The sequence below is a fragment of the Lactobacillus sp. UMNPBX17 genome, from assembly GCF_002553735.1.
Taxonomy (GTDB): domain Bacteria; phylum Bacillota; class Bacilli; order Lactobacillales; family Lactobacillaceae; genus Lactobacillus; species Lactobacillus gallinarum.
This window is the reverse complement of record NZ_PCYT01000078.1, coordinates 1-5,793: the sequence shown is the minus strand read 5'-3', so window position 1 is coordinate 5,793 and position 5,793 is coordinate 1. Positions and strand designations below refer to the sequence as shown.

Below are 5,793 nucleotides of genomic sequence, written 5' to 3'. Positions count from 1 at the left end.
CAGTATAACAGTAACTGGGACGGTTTTTAAGTACACTATTTTATTTGACGCTTACAAAAAATCTATGATATGGAAGTGAAAAAATGGGATATAATAAAATTGGAGAATTTATTCTATTGTATGATTTATTAAGAGGATAATAATGAGGAAAAATATTAAGACGTTATTTAAGAATAGTACTAAAGAACGTTTTTCTTTAAGAAAGTTGAATATAGGTGTTTGTTCAGTAGTTTTAGGGTTGACATTTGTAGGTGTAACGACACAAAAAGCTTATGCAGATACAATTGCGGGAGTACAAGAAGCTAAGCAAGTTAAATCACAGTCGTCTATAATATCGTCTGTTTGTTCTAGAAATAAACAGGTTGAATTAGATCAAAAGAAACAAGAACCTGATGAAAAAGTTTTTGATGATACGGATAAGTTAATTAGAAAAGTATCAAGTAAAGAGAAACAAGATGTCAATCAAGAAAAACATGTTTCTGAAGACAATACAAAGACAAAAAATACTTCTATTGAAGCAGATGATCCGCAATCAATAAATAAAGTTGCTAACAATGAAAATAAATATGAAGTAACCCCAAAAGCTAAAGGTCTAAATAATCAATCAATTAATTCAAAAAATATTGATAAGGATAAAACAACAGGTGATATAACATTAAAAAATATATCATCAAATAAACAGAAAATAAGAAATATTACTTCAACTTTATATAAACGAGCAATATATAGTACTTTATTTGAAAAAAATGCTTGGCATAAAGATGAAGATGGCAATTGGACTTATTCTAAATCTGATGGCAAGCAAGCGAATGAAGAATGGGTAGTAACTCCGGATGGTCAAAGGTATTACTTTGATGATGATGGCAATATGGCTCACGATGGTTGGGTAGATACATGGGATAAGCACAATTGGTCAACGTACTATTTTGATCATAACGGTCATTACGAAGTAAACGCTTGGCATAAAGATGAAGATGATAATTGGACTTATTCCAAATCTGATGGCAAACAAGCAAATGAAGAATGGGTAGTGGCACCAAGTGGCAAATGGTACTACTTTGATGATGATGGCAATATGGCACATAATGGTTGGGTAGATACGCGTTTGCATAATGGCGACTATTCAGCATACTACTTTGATAATGATGGTCAATATGAAGTAAATGCTTGGCACCAAGATAATGATGGCAATTGGACTTATTCTAAATCTGATGGTAAACAAGCGAATGAAGAATGGGTAGTAGCACCAAGTGGCAAATGGTACTATTTTGACGATGATGGTAATATGGTGCACGATGGTTGGTATGAGACAAATTATAAAGATGACTGGTCGACATACTACTTTGATCATAATGGTCATTACGAAGTAAACACTTGGCATAAAGATGAAAATGATAACTGGACTTATTCTAAGTCTGATGGCAAACAAGCGAATGAAGAATGGTTGAAAGTAACAGATGGCAAGTGGTACTACTTTGATGATGATGGCAATATGGCACATAATGGTTGGGTAGATACGCGTTTGCATAATGGCGACTATTCAGCATACTACTTTGATAATGATGGTCAATATGAAGTAAATGCTTGGCACCAAGATAATGATGGCAATTGGACTTATTCTAAATCTGATGGTAAACAAGCGAATGAAGAATGGGTAGTAGCTCCGAGCGGCCAATGGTACTATTTTGATGAAAATGGCAATATGGCGCACGATGGTTGGTTCAATACAAATTACAAAGACGAGTGGTCAACATACTACTTTGATCATGATGGACATTATGTAAAAAATGCCTGGCACCAAGATAATGATGGCAATTTGAGCTATTCCAAATCTGATGGCAAACAAGCTCAAGGAGAATGGCTAGTAGCACCAAATGGTAAGTGGTATTATTTTGATGGCGATGGCAATATGGCACACGATGGCTGGTATGAGACAGAGTACAAAGATGACTGGGTAACGTACTACTTTGATCATGATGGACATTATGTAAAAAATGCTTGGCACCAAGATAATGATGGCAATTGGACTTATTCCAAATCTGATGGTAAACAGGCTCAAGAAGAATGGGTAATAGCACCGAGTGGTCAATGGTACTATTTTGACGATGATGGCAGTATGGTGCACGATAATTGGATAAAAACCCATTTACACGATGGTAGCTGGTCAGTATACTATTTTGATCATGATGGACATTATGCTAGAAATACTTGGCGCAAGGAAAATGATAATTGGATTTACTTCAAATCTAATGGTAAACCAGCTCAAGAAGAATGGGTCAAAGCAGCAGATGGCAAGTGGTATTATTTTGACTATAATGGTCATATGGTACACGATGTTGTAGAAAAAGACATAACTACAATTGAAGGTGACAGTGAGAATAATTATTATTTTGATCATAATGGTCATTATATTACAAATGCTTGGCACGACGAAGATGGTAATCGAATCTACTTTAAGTCAGATGGTAAACAAGCTATTGATGAATGGATAGTAGCCCCAGATGGACAATGGTATTATTTTGATGTTCATGGCAATATGGCACACGATGGTTGGTTAAATAATTACTATTTTGATCATAATGGTCATTACGTTAGAAATGCTTGGCATAATGAAAATGGTAACTGGTCCTATTTTAAATCTGATGGCCAACTGGCTCAAAAAGAGTGGGTAAAAGCAACAGATGGTAACTGGTATTATTTTGATGATTCTGACCATATGGTTCATGATTGTGTGAAAGAAGGTATAGCAACACTTAACGGTAGTGGTAAGAACAACTATTATTTTGATCATAATGGTCATTATGAAGTAAATACCTGGTATAAAAATAAAGATAACAATTGGAATTATTTCAAGTTAGATGGCCAACAAGCCTATGAAGAATGGGTGAAGGCATTAGATGGTAAATGGTATTACTTTGATTACGATGGCAATATGGCGCATGATGGCTGGTTAGGTACGAATTGTAAAAATAGATGGCTTACGTATTATTTTGATCATAATGGTCATTACGCTGAGAATGCCTGGCATAATGATGGATACGGCAATTGGAGTTATTCCAAGGTAGATGGTACTCAAGCTAAGGAAGAATGGTTAGTAGTAGATAGCCAGTGGTACTACTTTGATGATAATGGCAATATGGCACGCGATGGCTGGGTAAATACTCTTTTACACAATGGTAGTAAATCTAAGTATTACTTTGATGAAAATGGACATTACACCAAGAATGCCTGGCATAAAGATAAAGACGGTAATTGGAGCTATTCCAAGTCAGATGGTACACGAGCAAATCAAGAATGGGTAGTGGCTCCGAGTGGTAACTGGTACTATTTTGACAATAATGGTAATATGGCACACGGTGGCTGGGTAAATACTCTTTTACACAATGGTAGTAAGTCTAAGTATTACTTTGATGAAAATGGTCATTATTTAAAAAATGCTTGGCACGATGATTACAACGGACGAACCTACTTTAAGTCAGATGGCAAACAGGCCCATAATGAATGGGTATTGGCCCAAGATGGTGAATGGTACTACTTTGACGATACTAAGCATATGGTTCATAGTGGCTGGGTAGATACTCTTTTACATGATGGTAGTAAATCTAAGTACTACTTTGATGAAAATGGACATATGGTACATGATGTTATAGAAAAACGTATACCGACACCTGATGGTAGTGGTGTGAATACCTATTATTTTGATCATAATGGTAACTACATAAAAAATGCTTGGCACGATGATGATAATGAAAAAACTTATTTCAAATCAGATGGCAAACAAGCAATTTACGAATGGGTAAAAGCTACTGATGGCCAGTGGTACTATTTTGATGAAAATGGACATATGGCACATGATGGTATGAAAGAAGATATACCAAAAATCGGTGGTGGTGTCGTGAATACCTATTATTTTGATCATAATGGTCATTATGAAGTAAATACTTGGCATAACGATGGAAATGAAAAGGTATACTTTAAGTCAGATGGATCTCAAGCCCTTAGTGAATGGGTAAAAGCAGTAGATGGCCAGTGGTACTATTTTGATAAAAATGGCCATATGGCCCATGATGGCCGGTATGACACGAATTACAATGGAAAGTGGGTCAAGTACTACTTCGATCATGATGGTCATTATGAAGTAAATACTTGGCATAACGATGGAAATGAAAAGGTATACTTTAAGTCAGATGGATCTCAAGCCTTTAGTGAATGGGTAAAAGCTTCTGATGGCCAGTGGTATTACTTTGACACTTATGGGAATATGGACCAGCCCCGCGGGGAATGGGCAAAAGTTTCCGATGGCCGGTGGTACTATTTTGATAGAAATGGCAATATGGCCCATGATGGCGTAAAAAAAGATATAGCCACAGTCAATGGTAGTGACGGCGTGAATATCTATAATACCTATTACTTTGATCATAATGGTCATTATGAAACAAATACTTGGCATAACGATGGTAGCGAGAAGATATACTTTAAGTCAGATGGCACCCAGGCTAAAGATGGCTGGGCAAAAGCCTCTGATGGCCAGTGGTACTATTTTGACAAATATGGCCATATGGCCCATGATGTTATGAAAAAAGATATAGTTCCACTTAGTGGTAGTGGATTTACTACCTATTACTTTGATCATGATGGTCATTATGAAGTAAATACTTGGCATAACGATGGTAGCGAGAAGATATACTTTAAGTCAGATGGCACCCAGGCTAAAGATGGTTGGGTAAAAGCCTCTGATGGTAAGTGGTACTATTTTGATGAAAATGGCCATATGGCCCATGATGTTATGAAAAAAGATATACCAACAATCGGTGGTGGCGTCGTAAATACCTATTATTTTGATCATAATGGTCATTATGAAGTAAATACTTGGCATAAAGAAGGAAACGAAAAGATATACTTTAAGTCAGATGGAACTCAAGCTCATGAAGAATGGGTATCAATCCCAGGGGGTAAAAATCCTTATTATTTTGATTATACTGGATATATGGCTCATAGTGGCTGGCTATTTACAAAACTAACTAATGGCGTATATGCTAATTATTATTTTGATGATAATGGGCAGTATGAAGAGGATAGTTGGCATGAAGAAGGGGGTAACTATCGTAGTTATTTGAAGGCTAATGGTAAACGAGCCAATGAAGAATGGGTAATAATTGGTGGTCAATGGTACTACTTTGATTATAATGGTTTTATGGTACATGATTGTTATTTAGGTATACCATTGCCTGATAGTGATAGTAATGTACCTGCTACCATACCTGCATATTATTTCGATCATAATGGTCATCCTATTAAACTTGGAAATTTACCAGATATAAGTAAAGAGGATGGGTATATGGTTGAAGAATTGTCAGATCCATGGCGCCATAAAGGCAACCACTTAATTTATAAAAAGTCAGATCTTACTCAAGCAGTTGATGAATGGATAAATGCTGGCGACGGTAATCGCTATTATTTCGATAATAACGGATACTGTACTAAGCGTGAAAAGATAAATGCATAGCTATCATCTATAAGGTGTAAATGGAAAGAGTCAAACAACTATGAAAAGGTTGTTTGACTCTTTTTGATGTAACAATATTTAATAGATGGATGTAAGTTAAGTGCAATAAAAAGTGTGGGTGTTTTTTTACTTAAAATATATTATAATGTTCATATCATGAGCAAAATTGCAAAAAGTGAACAGCTAAATATAGATGAATTTAATATTTTAAAATTTATTTTTAAGACTGGAGAAAGCAGTCAAAGAAAAATATCTTTAATGAGTAATTATTCACTAGGAAAAGTAAA

General features: G+C 35.4%; 1 protein-coding gene. It reads left to right on the top strand.

What is annotated here, in order from left to right:
• Positions 1–142: 142 nt before the first annotated feature.
• Positions 143–5,506 (top strand): YSIRK-type signal peptide-containing protein, encoded by a 5,364-nt coding sequence (locus CP368_RS08990; RefSeq protein ID WP_098045995.1) that lies wholly within the window; start codon positions 143–145, stop codon positions 5,504–5,506.
• The last annotated feature ends 287 nt before the right edge of the window (positions 5,507–5,793 follow it).